14 protein-coding genes and 1 pseudogene are annotated in these 14,076 nt (G+C 66.3%); 1 reads left to right on the top strand and 14 read right to left on the bottom strand.

Features of this window, described 5'->3' with window-relative positions:
- Positions 1 to 6: 6 nt before the first annotated feature.
- Positions 7 to 1,386 (top strand): hypothetical protein, encoded by a 1,380-nt coding sequence (locus F788_RS0105545; protein ID WP_231372027.1) that lies wholly within the window; start codon positions 7 to 9, stop codon positions 1,384 to 1,386.
- Here the strand turns inward: F788_RS0105545 and F788_RS0105550 are convergent.
- The 14 genes and pseudogenes from F788_RS0105550 to F788_RS13625 form a co-directional block, all read right to left on the bottom strand.
- Positions 1,356 to 3,551, bottom strand: a complete 2,196-nt coding sequence (locus F788_RS0105550) for an alkaline phosphatase family protein (protein ID WP_019589534.1) — start codon at positions 3,549 to 3,551, stop codon at positions 1,356 to 1,358. The two genes, F788_RS0105545 and F788_RS0105550, sit on opposite strands and share 31 nt — an antisense overlap.
- 31 nt (positions 3,552 to 3,582) lie before the next feature.
- Positions 3,583 to 4,197: a hypothetical protein gene (locus F788_RS0105555; RefSeq protein ID WP_018870507.1), complete on the bottom strand. Its 615-nt coding sequence runs from the start codon at positions 4,195 to 4,197 to the stop codon at positions 3,583 to 3,585.
- A 697-nt stretch (positions 4,198 to 4,894) separates the two neighbouring features.
- The gene (locus F788_RS0105560; RefSeq protein WP_019589535.1) at positions 4,895 to 5,896 is read right to left on the bottom strand and encodes a phosphotransferase; all 1,002 of its coding nucleotides are present in this window, start codon (positions 5,894 to 5,896) and stop codon (positions 4,895 to 4,897) included.
- Positions 5,897 to 5,909: 13 nt separating this feature from the next.
- Positions 5,910 to 6,200, bottom strand: coding sequence for a hypothetical protein (locus tag F788_RS0105565; RefSeq protein ID WP_018871374.1), 291 nt, complete (start codon positions 6,198 to 6,200; stop codon positions 5,910 to 5,912).
- 3 nt (positions 6,201 to 6,203) lie between these two features.
- Positions 6,204 to 7,151: a sodium-dependent bicarbonate transport family permease gene (locus F788_RS0105570; RefSeq protein ID WP_019589536.1), complete on the bottom strand. Its 948-nt coding sequence runs from the start codon at positions 7,149 to 7,151 to the stop codon at positions 6,204 to 6,206.
- A gap of 69 nt (positions 7,152 to 7,220) precedes the next feature.
- On the bottom strand, positions 7,221 to 7,796 hold the full coding sequence (locus F788_RS0105575; RefSeq protein WP_019589537.1) for an SgcJ/EcaC family oxidoreductase: 576 nt from the start codon (positions 7,794 to 7,796) through the stop codon (positions 7,221 to 7,223).
- Between the two features lie 108 nt (positions 7,797 to 7,904).
- Positions 7,905 to 8,906, bottom strand: a complete 1,002-nt coding sequence (locus tag F788_RS0105580) for a LysR family transcriptional regulator (protein ID WP_018871377.1) — start codon at positions 8,904 to 8,906, stop codon at positions 7,905 to 7,907.
- A gap of 56 nt (positions 8,907 to 8,962) precedes the next feature.
- Positions 8,963 to 11,284 (bottom strand): nitric oxide reductase activation protein NorD, encoded by a 2,322-nt coding sequence (locus F788_RS0105585; protein WP_019589538.1) that lies wholly within the window; start codon positions 11,282 to 11,284, stop codon positions 8,963 to 8,965.
- 28 nt (positions 11,285 to 11,312) lie between these two features.
- The gene (locus F788_RS0105590; RefSeq protein ID WP_018871379.1) at positions 11,313 to 12,116 is read right to left on the bottom strand and encodes a CbbQ/NirQ/NorQ/GpvN family protein; all 804 of its coding nucleotides are present in this window, start codon (positions 12,114 to 12,116) and stop codon (positions 11,313 to 11,315) included.
- Positions 12,117 to 12,178: 62 nt separating this feature from the next.
- The gene (locus F788_RS0105595) at positions 12,179 to 12,607 is read right to left on the bottom strand and encodes a hypothetical protein (RefSeq protein ID WP_019589539.1); all 429 of its coding nucleotides are present in this window, start codon (positions 12,605 to 12,607) and stop codon (positions 12,179 to 12,181) included.
- Complete coding sequence (gene parA / locus F788_RS0105600) at positions 12,604 to 13,239, bottom strand: ParA family partition ATPase (RefSeq protein ID WP_019589540.1); 636 nt, start codon at positions 13,237 to 13,239, stop codon at positions 12,604 to 12,606. The genes F788_RS0105595 and parA overlap by 4 nt, the downstream gene beginning before the upstream one ends.
- 13 nt (positions 13,240 to 13,252) lie before the next feature.
- Positions 13,253 to 13,534 carry a 4a-hydroxytetrahydrobiopterin dehydratase gene (locus F788_RS0105605; RefSeq protein WP_018871382.1) on the bottom strand — a complete coding sequence of 94 codons (282 nt, stop codon included), beginning with the start codon at positions 13,532 to 13,534 and terminating at the stop codon, positions 13,253 to 13,255.
- Positions 13,518 to 13,970 (bottom strand): bacterioferritin, encoded by a 453-nt coding sequence (locus tag F788_RS0105610; RefSeq protein ID WP_019569872.1) that lies wholly within the window; start codon positions 13,968 to 13,970, stop codon positions 13,518 to 13,520. The genes F788_RS0105605 and F788_RS0105610 overlap by 17 nt, the downstream gene beginning before the upstream one ends.
- A gap of 10 nt (positions 13,971 to 13,980) precedes the next feature.
- Positions 13,981 to 14,076 (bottom strand): annotated as a pseudogene (locus tag F788_RS13625) (carbon dioxide-concentrating protein CcmK); the annotation flags it as partial.

A 14,076-nucleotide genomic window follows, 5' to 3' on the forward strand; every position in this document is an offset into this window, starting at 1 on the left:
TCATCCATGCCAGCACCCCGTACCTGCATCCACAACCGCCCGGTGCTTTTGACGGTAGTCATGATCGCCATGGGCCTGGGCAGCGGCATTCCCGCCATGGCCGACAACCCCGGAGCCGTCGAATATGACCTGGGACCGGAGCCGCATATCCGCGAGCTCTACCCCGACGCATCCTGGCTCCCGGAGGCGTACGCCAGCGACTACGAGGACCTGACCGCAACCATCGAACATTTCACGACCCAGTCGCTCGAGAGAGACGGCGTCCCCGACCCCGAGGTGTCGGTCAGTCTGGTTGAAGGTGAAACGGACGAACGAGTCAGAGTCCGCATCCAGCCCGAGAACGCGACGACCCGTAGCTATGCGACCGTGCATCCAGCCTTTCTTGATTCGGAGCACGCCACTCAGGCCCGCCGCGGGGTCGAGGCCTGCAAGGCCCGGGAAGGCTGCTGGGACCCGCATCCACAGGCCGGTGAACCCTGGACCCTGTTTCTGCCACTGGGCCTGCCTCTGGCGAGCCAGCGCACCGTACTTTTCCTCGATTACCCCCCGATCCCGACCCTCACCGGACAGGACTATCTGGAAAACTACACGATGTGCCGATGGGGACGGATCATGGGGGCCGCGGGCGCAGAGAATCCGGATGCCTTCCAGACCATCGTGGACGCCCGTCCGATTGCAGCACCGGGCACCGGCCAGACCGGTTACCTGCCGGATCCAGTGGAATGGTTCGATGACCGCACCGGTCCGGGCGGAGACTTCCTTCGGCCGATGCTGCGACTCCTCGCAACGCAGCCCGATGAATCACGGCCAGTAGCGGTATTCGGCGCCGATGCCCGCCGCACCTGGGCCCGCATGATCGGGCGAGACACGGTCCGTGTGCTCGACACCGGCTCGACCTCCCTGGCCCCCGACGCTCCGGCAACCCCCTGGATTGCCACCAACCATCCGGATGTCACCTCCTACAACTGCTGTCCGGACAACCCGAGCGAAAAATGTGGCCGCGGATCGCTCAACCTGATTGAGGACGAGGAGAAGGATTTCGTGTCCGCATGCTGGCTGATCGCCATGGCGGAAGACCCCGGGGCTTCACCCGAGGCCGTCCGGAAACAGTGCGAGGATCGCTGGTCCGGAAAACCGTCCGCCGAGGACCGTCAGTCACTGTGCATCCAGGTCAAGCTTGATACCAACGACCCGGAAGCCGCCTGTGATTCATTCACCGAGGCCTGGAATTACTGCTCGGCCCATGAGGCCAACGCCTGTGCCAGCCATGATTGCCGGTACGACCCCGACGACATCCGGGATCCCGTGCCCCCGCCCGCCCGGCGGCCCGCCGGGTGGGACGAGACCTGCAATCACTACCGGTGGGGTGACCGCGGGTTCGACTGATCATACGGCGGCGTAAAGCTCGGACCGTCCTGGCGTGGCTCATCCGCCTGCAACACGGATTCAAAGGAAGGGGCATGAACCATGCGATCTCCCAGGCACCATGAACATCGCGGGACCCCAAACCACTGGAGCAGGGTTGCGCCGAAGGAGGTCGAGTCAAACGGCACCGTTCCGCCGGATCGGATCACGCTCCGCTCCCGGATCCACGGCGACACCATAATGGCAGGCACCCGGGGGCCCATCAGGTCGTACCGGAAACCATCCACTCCGTCATTCGGCCAGGGCTTGCATGCATAGGGCGGAGATACGTGATCGTAGGTACCTCCGTTCTTGTCGAACGTAATCACCAGCAGCGTGTTTTCCCAGGCGGGCCCGTCGCGTAGCGCCTCATAGATTTCGTTCAGGGTCCGTTCCGCGGGCACCAGGTCACTCCCGGGATGGTACGAGGTAGAACCGGACGGGGCGATCCAGGCCGGCTCAAGGTAACTGAAAGCCGGGAGTTCGCCGCGACGGGCATCCGTCTTGAATTGCTCGATATCCGCCAGGTACCGCGACGGCTCCGCATCCAGTGACGGAACCTGACCACGCAGGAAGAGCTGCCGGGTAAAGACCGCGTCCTGCCAGAGCACCGCGTTGTAAATCTTCCAGTCGGTGATGCCATGACTCCAGAGCAGCTTCCAGATCGACTGGCGGCGCGGATAACACGGCCAGTACTGATAAGCATTGCCGCCCTCCCAGGTCCCCAGCCGATTGAATGCCGAGCCGGTGAGCGAAAAGGCTCGATTGACATCGGTTCCTCCCGGAATCGACGAAAACCATTCATCCGAGACGGCGAAATGACGTGCCAGTCCATTGAGCACCGGGAGCTGTTCCGGGCTCAGTGTCTGCATCACCTGATCGTCTGCCGTATTGAGGATGAATCCCTGCATATCCGGCGGCTCGCCTCGCCAGTAACCGGATATGTCCGAAAACATCTGCTGCAGACTGTCGCTGGTGTGATGAAACGGGTCCTGCCCGGGGGTGTCGAGATCCCATTCCTCGCTCAAGACACCGTCGTGAAACTGACTGACGTGCACCTTGCGGTCACCATGCCAGTTGAAATCCTCGGTGGTCGCACCGTCAAAAGGATCCGTACGACCAATGAAGTGGCAATCCCGTCCACCATTCTCGTACAACCAGCCACACACGTTGTCGAAAGACCGGCTTTCGAGCATGTAGTACACAACATGCCGAATCCTGGAACGCATGAAATCCATCGTCCCGGGAATCACCGCCTTGCCACTATCAATGCGGGGCGAGGCCTCGAATGCCACAAGCTCCGAGTCGGGGCCCATCGCCGCGGGGAGTCGACCTTCCCGCACGGGCCCCGCGAGGAGCTCCTCAAGATTCGGATCCAGGGTCCAGAGCCGGTAACGACCATGACCGGGGCACCAGTCCAGGAGCTGGTTACCGACCACCGTCAGCTCGTGGCCGTCATCGATCTCGTTCCAGGAACCCTCCCGGATCACCGGAAGGGACAGCGGGTTGTCGAGCTGCGGGTCAAAGCTCCACAGATGGAAACGCCGCCCTCCGGGGAGACGCTCCAGGACATAATCGCCCATCGGAAGCAACGTGTGACCCTTGCGGATCAGCGGGAACGCTCCTTGCCCGCGAGTAAACTCCCCCTGTGCGGAATAGGGCTCCGGGATCGGATCTTCGCTCCCGGGGGCATCGGGCCGGGGATCGAAATTCCATAACTCGAAGGTGCCCCGACCACGGGTGGGGATCAGACACAGCACGAAACTGCCAACCGGCACCAGATCCAGTTGCTGCCCTTCGTCGGGATCATCACCGTAATGCGTGCGATGTCCAAGGAACTTGTTCTGTTCCCAGAACCCGCCCTGCACCAGAGGCCCCAGCAGTGGATTGGCCAGTGAAGGATCGAACTCCCTCAGCGCGTAGGGATAGCCGGATACACCATCGCGTTCGCCCAGCGGGCCCCATTGCAGCAGATAGCCTCCGACGCGGGCCATGCGCCAGTGACGATCGAAGCTTGCCCCTCCGGTCTCGTGCAAGGGAATGAACGGGTCGTCCGCGTGCGGGTCCAGCCGGTAGAAGAGACATCGGTCATCGTGGCGGTTGCGACAAACCAAAACCACTTCACCCGAATCGTAACGAACATCCATGATCCCCCCTCGTTTCCTTGCGCTTCGGCCGTCACTCTCTCACGCCCGGTCGCGCGCCCCCAAACCGGCGGTACACCCACCGCACCAGGCGGTGGGTGAGCCACCACATCACGGTGCAGAACAGCACCACGAACGCCAGCCACAGCTCGGGTGCGACCCATTCCTGCGGCTGGCCGTGCGGGCCCAGTACCCAGTTCAGGTTGCCCCCCTCCTCCGCGACCGCGTAGCTGGCCAGCAGGACGCCCCAGCCAATCGGCAGCCACCACTTCCAGGCCTGCGCGTCGTAACCCAGGCGCCAGACCATCCACAGCAGCGCGAACGGCAACGGCAGGTGATAGAGGGAAAGCAGGCGCACGTGCAGCGGGATGTCGGTGTTGTACATGTAGTGCACGGCACCGATGACCGGATTGCCTAGCAGCAGCAGGCTGAGCACCAGGTCGAGGACCCAGACGAGCTCCGGCAGCAGGACCGCGACCAGCAGCATGGAGGCGAGACGCCGGTTTTCCAGCCAGGCGGCCGCGCAGCCGGCCACCAGCGCGATGGAGGACAGCCAGAGGAAATTCAGCGGCCCGTATTCCTGCAGGTACACGGGCACCAGCACGGCGAGGAAGGCGAGCCAGCTCAGCTTGAACCACAGCGGGATCATCGCGCGGCGGTCTCCGTTCGACCAGTCCCCATCATGGAGGGTCACCCGGTGCCTGTCATCGCGCGCCGGCAAGGCACCCTCCTGCGGAGGTGCCGTAGGAGGCCAGCCCCCTGGCCGATCCGGCGCCGGAGACAGCCCGAACGCACAATCGGCCGGAGGGCCGGCCTCCTACCGGGGGCAGGGTTCGCCCCGTAGGAGGCCAGCCCCCTGGCCGATCCGGCGCAGGAGACAGCCCGAACGCACAATCGGCCGGAGGGCCGGCCTCCCACCGGGTGCAGGGTTCGACCCGCAGGAGGCCAGCCTCTGGCCGATCCGGCGCAGGAGACAGCCCGAACGCACAATCGGCAGGAGGGCCGGCCTCCCACCGGGCGGCAAGGTTCGCCCCGCAGGAGGCCAGCCTCTGGCCGATCCGGCGCAGGAGACAGCCCGAACGCACAATCGGCAGGAGGGCCGGCCTCCCACCGGGCGGCAAGGTTCGCCCCGCAGGAGGCCAGCCTCTGGCCGATCCGGCGCCGGAGACAGCCCGAACGCACAATCGGCAGGAGGGCCGGCCTCCCACCGGGCGGCAAGGTTCGCCCCGCAGGAGGCCAGCCTCTGGCCGATCCGGCGCAGGAGACAGCCCGAACGCACAATCGGCCGGAGGGCCGGCCTCCTACCGGCCGGGGCAACCGTAGGAGGCCAGCCGATCCGGCGCGCCTCAGGCCGGCCCCGGATCCAGCCGCCGTACGACTTCCAGGGCAACCCGCTGGCTGTAGTCATGGATCTTCCAGTGATCCGGGCTCCAGCCGACCAGGAAGCGGTAGAAATCGGCCTGCGCCAGCGGGAACAGATCCCGCCATTCGGCCTCCAGCGCGGCCGCCTCCACTTCCGGGTGGTGATCGTGCAGCGCACCACGCAGGGCGTCGAAATAGGCGTCCAGCAGTTCCGCCTCGCGATGTTCCTGTTCGTGTTCGTCGAGGCAGGAGCCGATGAAATAGGCGACATCCTTCATCCCGCAGCCGCCGCCGACGTACTGGAAGTCCACCGCCGCCACGGCGCCCCCGGCAGCGGCAAAACAGAAGTTCGCGACCTTGGCGTCGCCGTGGATGAGGGTGTGAAAGCGGGCCGCGTTCAGCCGGCGATCGATCTCCGCGGCCGTGCGGCGGATGGCCGGGTCCTCGATGGCGGACCATTCTTCCTGGCGGGTCGCCAGGTGCCAGTAGCTTCCGACCGGCCACAGGCCGTCGGGTGCGGTGCCGACAAACGCGGCATGCAGCTCGGCCAGCCAGCGCAGGCAGAGGACCGCGCCGTCGAAGTCCAGGCGCTCGCGGCGGTCCGGGAAACCGGCCGCATCCAGGTCCTCCAGGATCATCCAGCCACCGTGATCGTCACCGTCCGCGGCGAAACAGCGCGGGACCCGACAGCGCGACGGATCGAGCCGCGGGGCGAAATCCGAGTACCAGGCACGCTCCACCTCGTAGGACCGCCGCTTGCGCCGGTCGGAAACCCCGCCGCCCCAGCCGCGCGGGTGGCTGACGGCTGCCGGGTAGCGCACGTCCTTCACCATCACCGAGGGGACCGGTGCATTCTCCAGGCGGTAGCGCCGGATCTCGCCGTAACCGCTCCACAGCCCCTGCACCCGCTCCTGCGGGTATGCCGCGCGGGCGCCGGTCGCGTCGCGCACGCGTGCGGCCAGTTCTGCGTCCTCCCGCGCGCCCATGGCCGCAGCCGCCTCAGTTGTGCAGCAGCGCGTCGGTGGTGTAGATCAGCAGCCCGTAGTCCTTCTGGTAGGTGTCGCGCATGTGCGCGGCAATGCGGGTGCAGAGCTCCTCGGACCCCAGCACCTCGATGCGGATATTGCCGCCCTGGCGCCAGTTGCCGCGACGCTTGCCGTGTTCGCCCCAGCCGCGGGCGTCGATCACGGTGTAGCCGCTGGCACCCAGCTTGCGGATCTCGTCGACCAGCATGTCTTCCAGGATCGCCTCGGTGACGATCACCATCAGGCGCATCGGTTCGCCTTCCATGCCCTATCCTCCGACTGCGTAGAGTTGTTCGGCCAACCAGAAGTAAAGGGGTACGCCGACGAAGATGTTGAACGGGAACGTCACCCCCAGCGAGGCCCCGATCGACAGTGCCGGGTTGGCCTCCGGCACCGCGATGCGCATGGCCGCCGGCGCCGCGATGTACGAGGCACTGGCGTACAGCGTGGCCAGCAGCAGCGTGCCGCCCAGCGACATGCCCAGCCCCCAGCCCAGCACAATGCCGAGCAGCGCGGCCACCACCGGCATCACGATCGCGAACGCCACCAGAAAGACCCCGTAACTGCGCACCTCGGCGATGCGGCTGGAGGCCACCAGCCCCATCTCCAGCAGGAACAGCGCCAGCACGCCCTTGAACAGATCCCAGAACATCGGCTCCAGCGGCTCGATGTTCTCGGGACCTGCCAGATAGCCGATCAGCAGCCCGCCGATCAGCAGGAACACGCTCTTGCCGAAGAACACCTCGTGCAGGGTCTTGCCCCAGCGGGTGCCGCCACCGGTGCCGGCCTTGGCCAGCAGGATGCCGATCACGATCGCCGGGATCTCCAGCAGCACCAGGAACACGATCATGTGCCCCTCGTAATCCAGCCCGCGCTGGGCCAGGTAGGCCACCGCCACCGAGAAGGTCACCACGCTGACGGAGCCGTAGTGGCCGGCGATGGAGGCCGAGTCGGCGCGGGTCATGCGGCCGACCCAGCGCAGGACCGGGAAGGCGATCAGCGGGATGAACGCCGCCACCGCCAGCACGGCCAGTCCGGGCAGGAGCAGGGGCACCAGATCGGATTCGGCCAGCTTGACCCCGCCGTGCAGGCCGATGGCCAGCAGCAGAAAGATGGACAGTGCCTCGTACACCGCCATCGGGATCTTCAGATCGGATTTGGCCAGCCCGGCGATCGCGCCGAGCAGGAAAAACAGAACGACCGGTTCGGAAACCATGGTCCTTGCCTCCAGTCAGAAACGTCGCCCCGCGCCGGCTCTCGCGGGGCACGGGACTGTCGGTTCGGTTCAGTCGTTGCCGGGCATCATCGAGGAGTGGTGATGCACGATCTTCCACTCGCCGTCACGGTTCTCGTAGACGAAGGTGTAGCGCGCCGGGACTTCCCTGACTTCGCCGCCGTCGCGCACGCGGAATGTATAGGTCCCGGCGTCCGTCAGCTTGTTGCAGCCGAACTTCACGTTGCGCTGGTTGATCGTGCCCTCGGGCCGTTTCTCCAGGAAATGGCGGAAATAGTCGCGGATCTCGTCGCGCGTGGTGCGCGGAACGTTCGACACCGTCGGCAGCAGCACCGCGTCCTCGGCGTAGCAGTCGGTGACCCGGTCGGCGTCGCCGGTCTTCAGCGCATCGTTCCAGCGCTCGAACAGCTCTTCCGCCAGACGCCGCGTTGCCGGGGCGCAAACCACGCAGCTCTCGTCCACCGGGGTATCGATGGCGCCAAAGTTCGGGTCACCACCGGTGCCGGTCACCGGGTGGTGCTGGTCCCGGTACGAGGCACTCAGGCTGAAGCGGGCACGCGGCTCGCTGTCGGCATCAATGAACCGGGTGCCGCTGATACGCGGCCGGTCGTCGGAAGGATTCTTCACCGGTGTTCTCCGCGGGCGCCGTGGCGGCCCTGATCAAACGTTGGATTTTGCGGGCGATTGTAAACCGCCCCCCATAGCCTGTCAGCCGGGCCTGTCAGCCGGCGCCGTTCATCCGGCGGACGGCCCCTGTCCGGCATCGGCCTGCGCCTTGAAGGCGGCCAGCATGTCCTCGATCTGATTGCGCAGGCGCGCCTCGTCCTGGATGGCGAAGTCGAGAAAGGTCTGCGCCACCACCGACAGGACCTTCTGCCGCGGATGCACGATGTGCCACTGACGGTGGATCGGGAAATGCTCCACGTCCAGCAGCGCCACCGGCCCTTCCGCACCCTCCGCGCTCAGGGTGTGCAGCGACAGCACCGAGATCCCCAGACCGCCGATGACCGCCTGCTTGATCGCCTCGTTGGAGCCCAGCTCCATGCGCACCCGCGGGTTGATGCCGTGTTCCTGGAACAGCTTGAGGGTCGACTCGCGGATCCCCGAGCCCGGCTCGCGCATCAGGAAGTTTTCCTGCTCCAGCTCCTGCAGCGGGATGTTGCGGCGCCCTGCCAGCGGATGATCGCGACTGGCCATCACCACCAGCGGGTTGGGCGCAAAGGGATACACCGCCACGTCGGTCAGGCGCTCGGGCACATGGCCGATGATGTACAGGTCGTCGTCGTTATTGGCCAGGCGATCCAGTACCCGGTCGAAGTTGGAGACCTCCAGCGACAGCTCCACATCGGGATAGCGCCGCGCGAACTGGCCCAGGATGCTGGGGGCGAAGTACTGCGCCGTGGTGATCACCGCCAGGCGCAGCCGGCCGCGCTTGAGGCCGTGCATCTCGGCGAGCTTCATCTCCAGGTTGGTCAGCGCCCCCAGCATCTCGCGGCAGGTGTCGTACAGCAGCAGCCCGACCTCGGTGGGCGACGCCCGGCGCCCGACGTATTCGAACAGCGGCAGCCCCAGCGCGGAGGACAGCTTCTTGATCTGGATGGACACCGTCGGCTGCGTCAGGTGCAGCTCCTCCGCGGCGCGGGTGAAGCTGCCCAGGCGCACGATCGCCTCGAAGACCTGCAGCTGGCGCAGGGTCGCATGCCGGATCAGATGCGCCGGCAGCTCCGACTTGAGCATCACCTGCGGAAGGCCGGAATCCCGCGTCGAATCACTCTGACTCACGCCGCCCCCCGTTAACGGGTCGTCAGGCCGGCATACAGCATCGGCAGCTTCTCCGGCAGCCGTTCGACCCGGTCCAGCACCATGTAGTAGTTGCCGAAGATGCGCTCCACGTAATCATCGGCGTTGGGGTCCAGGCTCATGCAGAAACTGTGGACGCCATTGCGTCCGGCCTCCTCCACCGCGCGGCGCGCGTCGAAGCGCAGGTACTGCGGGTCGCGCACGTCGGTGTCCGAGGGCTCGCCGTCGGTAATCACCAGCATCAGCTTCTTCTGCGAGCCGCGGGCACGCAGCTGCTCCGTGGCATGCCGGATGGCCGCCCCCATGCGCGTGGAAAGCGCCCCCTTCATCCCCGCCAGACGCGCCCGCGCAGTGTCGTCCCATGGCGCATCGAAATCCTTGAAGCGGAAGTACTCGACGTCGTGCCGCCCGTCCGAGTTGAAGCCGTGGATCGCGAACGGATCGCCGATGCGCGAAATTGCACCCGAGAGCAGCGTGGTCGCCTCACGCGCCAGCTGCACCACCGAGGTGTCGGTCCCGCGCACCGTCTCGTTGGTCGACTCCGACAGGTCCAGCAGGACCAGCACGGACAGATCCCGCTCCTGGCGCAGATTGCGGGTGTAGATGCGCTCATCGGGCTGACGGTTCATGCGCAGGTCAATCTGTGCCTCCACCAGCGCGTTCACGTCCAGCTCGTCGCCGTCGGGCTGGCGGCGCAGGCGTTGCATCCCCTGTGGCTGAATCGCCTCGATCAGGTATTTCAGACGGGCAATCAGCGGCTTGTGTTTCTCATTGATCGCGTCGATCTCGTCCAGATCGCCCTTTGGAGGGCGGCGCTCCAGCAGGGTCACCCAGTGCGGGCGCTCCAGCTGCATCTGGTAGTCCCACTCGTGATAGTGGAACGGCAGCGAGATCGGCTCCTTGCCCTCCTGCGCGTTGATGCTGGTGTCCTCGCCATCACGGAAGAACTCCGTCGCCAGGACCATGATCTGCTGGGCATCGTCCCCGGCACTGGGCACGTCCAGGGTGTTGATCATCTCCATCGGCGTGACGTAGATCCGTTCCTGGCCGGAGCCGTGTGCGGCCAGCACCTCCGCCTCTTCTTCGTCCTCGCGGCCCACCGCCCAGATATAGCGGTTGTCGTCGCGGTAGACGACCTCGGGCGCGATCTGCTTCGGGTTCACGTAGCCCTTCTCCGGGAACGCCGGCGCCAGCGCTTCCGCCAGTTCCGCCGCCAGTCCCGCACGCTCCAGATGGGACTCGCGGGCGAAGGCTGCCCGCGCCTCGTTCACGAACGGGTGCGGGTCCGTGTAATCGGCGTCGATCAGGGCGCGCGCGGTCCGTGCCAGCAGTGGCTGCGGCGCATCGCCGTCTTCCGGGGTGGCCGTGTGCAGGGGTTTCCAGATCTGACCCAGCCCCGGGAACGCGGCCAGTGTCAGCCCCTCGACCCGGGCATCCTCGAACAGCTCCACCAGCGCGCCCCGGATCCCCCGCGGCGCCTCCTCTTCCTGACGCTCGCGGGTATGCACCATGTGCGCGGCGGCATGCGCGGCCGCCGCGCGATACAGGTCCAGACCGGAAAGCTCGTCGGTATCGTCGAAGGCATCCGGCAGGAACAGGGTGAAGCCCTGGATGTACGGCCGGTAGCCCTCGCGCGACTCGAAATCGCCACTGGTCGGACGCATGAAGAAATCGCGCCCCCACAGCGAGCGCAGATACAGGTTGATGCGCCGCTGCACGTCCACGAACAGCGTGCCGCGGCGCTCTTTCTGGAACACCGAACGCGACTCCGGCGACTGCAGACCGAAGTATTCGATCTGCGCCTCGAGATCCGTGCGATGGGCCTGCGCGCCCCAGGTGGCCCAGCGTCGCAGCCCGCCCAGGGTCAGATGGCTCAGCAGCTCGTCGAGATGCTCCAGCATCGGGCGCACGCCACGCGGGGCCTGCCCGAGCAACGAATCCAGCAGGCGCAGATAACCTTCGAACAGCGAATGGTCCCCCAGGCGACGGGCGGCAATGGGCGCCGTCGAGATCACCAGCGTGATCACCGCCGAGCTGGTCTTGGAATACATCCGGATGGACGAACTCAGAAGTTCCGCGACGGCATCCTCGCCCAGCTCCTGGGCCAGCCCCGGGGCCTCCTGGATGAACGCGATCACCAGCTCGGTACCGCGTCCGAGCGAATGCAGGCTGCGCGCGCCCTCGAGGTAATAGCGCTCCAGACCGCCCGGACTGAACGCGCGCGTCGCCTCGTGCCACGCGGACTCCAGCACCTGCGCGGCGTGTTCCCCGAGATCATCGAGGAGGTCCGGATAGTCTTCCAGATGGATGCTCATCGCGCGCCCGCGCCGCCTCGAAGGCGGTCTAGAAGAACGTGGTTACCGCCGAATCCAGCGCATCGCGCATGTCCGGATCGTCGGTAATGGGCCGGACCAGGGCCATGCGACAGGCGGCCAACGGCTGCACGTTTTTCCCGATCAGCGTGGCCGCATACACCAGCATGCGGGTGGAGATGCCCTCGTCGAGGCCGTGCCCCTTCAGATTGCGTGCACGCTCGGCCACGCTGACCAGCTTGTCCGCGACATCCTCGCTCACGCCACCCTCGTGCGCGACGATCCGTGTCTCGGTCGCATGATCCGGATAGTCGAAATCCAGCGCACCGAAGCGCTGCTTGGTCGATTGCTTCAGGTCCTTCATCAGGCTCTGATAACCCGGGTTGTAGGAAATCACCACCTGGAAGTCGGGATGCGCCTCGACCATCTCCCCCTTTTTCTCCAGCGGGAGCACCCGCCGGTTGTCGGTCAGGGGATGGATCACCACCGTGGTGTCCTGCCGCGCCTCCACGATCTCGTCTAGATAACAGATCGCCCCGAGCCGGGCCGCCATGGTCAGCGGTCCGTCCTGCCAGCGCGTCCCCTCCGCATCCAGCAGATACCGCCCCAGCAGATCCGAGGCGGTCATGTCCTCGTTGCAGGCCACCGTTACCAGCGGCTTGCCCAGCTTCCAGGCCATGTGCTCCACGAAGCGCGTCTTGCCGCAGCCCGTCGGACCCTTGAGCATCATGGGCATGCGCGCCGCATACGCCGCCTCGTACAGCTCCACCTCGTCGGCGACCGGCTGATAATAGGGCTCTGCAGTCACCCGGTATTCGCGCAGTTCGTCCTGCATGGCAATGCTCCTTCACAAAAAGGCCGGGCAGCGCCCGGCCATGCTCGCGTTTCCGTTTCGGCTCAGTCCGGCCAGACCCGATCCGGATGCAGATTCTCCCAGGGCGCATCACCGGTGGCGCGATCGTCGTTCCCCGGTGAGTCCTTGCGACTCCCGCGGCTGCCGCCGGAGGCCGGCTTCTTCGCCGTCGTTCCACTGCTCTTGCGCGTGCCGCCGGACCCGCCAGACCCGCCGGAACTGCCCGCGGTTTTCTTTGCAGCGGGCTTCTTCGCCGTGCTGCCGCGCGTCCCGGTCGTCGCCTTGCCGGCCGACGACTGGCCCGAGGCGGGCTTCTGCGCCGGCTTGTTCTCCGCCGTTTTCTGCTCCGTGCCGGACTCCGACCTGGCGCTCGACTTGTCCTCCGTCGAAGTGCCCGATGCCTCGCCCTTGTTGTCCTGGTTTTCGCGCGCCGCGCGCACGCCGGCCGCCAGCTTGTTCTGCAGGTCACTCATTGTGAAACCTCCTCGATGATGGCTTCGATCTCGGCCGCCGCCGCCTGTCCGGGTTTCCCCAGATCATAGACGGAGCTGCCTTCCAGCGCCGAACGCCGGTAGATGGCCCGCCGCCGCAGCGTCTGCTCCAGTGCGGGAATGTCGATCTCCATGAGGGCGTGCTTCATTGCGCGCGAGAGCGCGCTCCGCACCTCAAGCTGGTTGACCACGATACGCGCCTGCAGATCCCGGTTCGCCCGTTGCGCGTCCTCCAGGCCCGTCCCCATGCGGACACTGCCCCACAGGTCTACCGGCGAAGGAAGCACCGGGATCAGTGCCAGGTCCGCCGCTGCCAGGGCCCCGTTCACCGCACCGCCTTCCAGGGTCGGCGGACAGTCGATGACCACGAAATCATAATCCCGACGCAGGTTTGCCACCTCCCGGTCCAGCGGCCCGGCCACCGCGAACACGGATGCCGGGAACGGCTTGCGCTCCGAACTCATGCGCGCCCATTGCCCGGCCGACCCCTGAGGATCGGCGTCGACAACCAGGGTCCGGCCGCGCCGGGCCAGCCCGGCCGCGAGATTCATCGTCAGGGTGGTCTTGCCGGTCCCGCCCTTCTGATTGACGACCGCGATCACCCGCGAGCTCATTACGCCCCCCGGGTCATGAAGTCACCTCGCCGGCGAGCCGGTCGACCTCGAGCGCGAAGGCGCGATCCGCCTCGCCGATGGCTTCGCCGTCCCGGGCATCGATGGTGATGTTCACGTAGGTCGTCCCGAAGCTGATGTTGGGGTGATAACCGTCGGCCTCGGACAGATCCGCGACCCGGTCGAGGAAATCCCGCGTCACCCCGTAACGATCAAAGGTGTACTGCTTGCTGATCGACACCAGCGAACCCTTGCCAGGCTCCCAGCCTGCGGGAACCACGTCACCGTTCTCGGCCATCGGAATCTCCGCTGCCGTTTGCATTCATTTGAGCATCGATCTCGCGCACGTGTTCCCACTCTTCGTCGAGCAGGGCCGCAAACAGCGCGGCATCCTCACGCGCACCGGTCCGGCGACAGTACGCCACCGCTTCTTCGTACATCCGCACCGCATCCAGCTCGAGCGCGCGGTTGTACTCCATCAGCTGGCGGACCGAACGCCCCAGACGCACCGGTGCCAGCTGGCTGCCGGGAGGCGCCAGCCCGTAGTGCATCAGGCGGGTCATCAGGCGATCCGCATGCTCCAGTTCTTCCTGCGCTTCCCGCCGCAGCGAGTCGCTCAGTTCCGCCATGCCCCAGAGCGCGGTCAGCCGCGCCTGGGCCATGTACTGCTGGACCGCCGACATTTCATGCGCGACGGCCCGGTTCAGATAGCCCACGATCCGTGGATCGGCCATCGGCGTATCCTCAGCTGGCGGAGCCGCTGGCGCTAGGCGCGCTCGGCAGGATGCTTTCCACTTCGGAATGCACGCGGGCAATGATGTGCGCAGCCACCAGGCCGTC

This window comes from Thioalkalivibrio sp. ALE10, assembly GCF_000381385.1.
In the GTDB taxonomy this organism is placed as follows: Bacteria; Pseudomonadota; Gammaproteobacteria; order Ectothiorhodospirales; family Ectothiorhodospiraceae; genus Thioalkalivibrio.

Bases quoted from the DNA above. Each gene is read 5' to 3' on its own strand.
- F788_RS0105545 (WP_231372027.1), top strand. From the start codon at position 7: ATGCCAGCACCCCGTACCTGCATCCACAACCGCCCGGTGCTTTTGACG.
- F788_RS0105550 (WP_019589534.1), bottom strand. From the start codon at position 3,551: ATGGATGTTCGTTACGATTCGGGTGAAGTGGTTTTGGTTTGTCGCAAC.
- F788_RS0105555 (WP_018870507.1), bottom strand. From the start codon at position 4,197: ATGATCCCGCTGTGGTTCAAGCTGAGCTGGCTCGCCTTCCTCGCCGTG.
- F788_RS0105560 (WP_019589535.1), bottom strand. From the start codon at position 5,896: ATGGGCGCGCGGGAGGACGCAGAACTGGCCGCACGCGTGCGCGACGCG.
- F788_RS0105565 (WP_018871374.1), bottom strand. From the start codon at position 6,200: ATGGAAGGCGAACCGATGCGCCTGATGGTGATCGTCACCGAGGCGATC.
- F788_RS0105570 (WP_019589536.1), bottom strand. From the start codon at position 7,151: ATGGTTTCCGAACCGGTCGTTCTGTTTTTCCTGCTCGGCGCGATCGCC.
- F788_RS0105580 (WP_018871377.1), bottom strand. From the start codon at position 8,906: ATGCTCAAGTCGGAGCTGCCGGCGCATCTGATCCGGCATGCGACCCTG.
- F788_RS0105585 (WP_019589538.1), bottom strand. From the start codon at position 11,284: ATGAGCATCCATCTGGAAGACTATCCGGACCTCCTCGATGATCTCGGG.
- F788_RS0105590 (WP_018871379.1), bottom strand. From the start codon at position 12,116: ATGCAGGACGAACTGCGCGAATACCGGGTGACTGCAGAGCCCTATTAT.
- F788_RS0105595 (WP_019589539.1), bottom strand. From the start codon at position 12,607: ATGAGTGACCTGCAGAACAAGCTGGCGGCCGGCGTGCGCGCGGCGCGC.
- parA (WP_019589540.1), bottom strand. From the start codon at position 13,239: ATGAGCTCGCGGGTGATCGCGGTCGTCAATCAGAAGGGCGGGACCGGC.
- F788_RS0105605 (WP_018871382.1), bottom strand. From the start codon at position 13,534: ATGGCCGAGAACGGTGACGTGGTTCCCGCAGGCTGGGAGCCTGGCAAG.
- F788_RS0105610 (WP_019569872.1), bottom strand. From the start codon at position 13,970: ATGGCCGATCCACGGATCGTGGGCTATCTGAACCGGGCCGTCGCGCAT.